The sequence below is a fragment of the Salicola sp. AFF1 genome (assembly GCF_056783195.1).
Map to the genome: position 1 here is coordinate 1 of NZ_JBXAYL010000121.1, position 597 is coordinate 597.

The 597-nt window shown below is 56.6% G+C and carries 1 protein-coding gene; it reads right to left on the reverse strand.

The window, feature by feature from the left end; all coding sequences use genetic code 11:
• Positions 1-82: 82 nt before the first annotated feature.
• The coding region (locus AC1RQI_RS17005) for a hypothetical protein (protein ID WP_481905800.1) at positions 83-597 on the reverse strand (515 nt) is incomplete at its 5' end.

Genomic DNA, 597 nt, shown 5'->3' on the forward strand with positions numbered 1-597 from the left:
GGCAGGACCTCGGTGCCGGCCAGGCGCTGCATGCGCGAGCCGACGGCGGCGATGACGCGGTGCGCGGCCTGGAACTGGTTTTTCAGAACCGTGGGTGCGCTTCCGGAATGGTGAAGAAATGAGCCCAATTCAAATAGACCAGGTGAACCGCTACCGGAATCGGCAAAAGCATCGCTGCTGTAACCAGACCAGGTGCAACCAATGCAACAAATGACGCCACCACGAGCAGGGAAGCCATTCCACACGCCAGAAACCACAACAGCCGGCGAGGCCGACCAATAATCAATCCAGGGTCCATAGTCTTGCAAAGCAGTTGAATGGAAGCCCAAAGACCGGCCAGCGCGCCTGAGAGGAGCAAAAGAGCCCCCAGAAAAATCAGAGCGTAACCCACCGACATGAACGCGAACACAAGAAGGTGGAGAGCAACGGCAAGACCCGGCATGAGCAGGACAACCGGAACACAATAGGCCAATGAAAATTCAATTAGTACCAATCCCTTGAACACCGCCCCCTCCACCGTCAATGCCATCAACTTAAGCAAAACCACCCCCACCAGCAAGCTATATCCGCGATCAGCGTACCCGGTGTGACAACGGC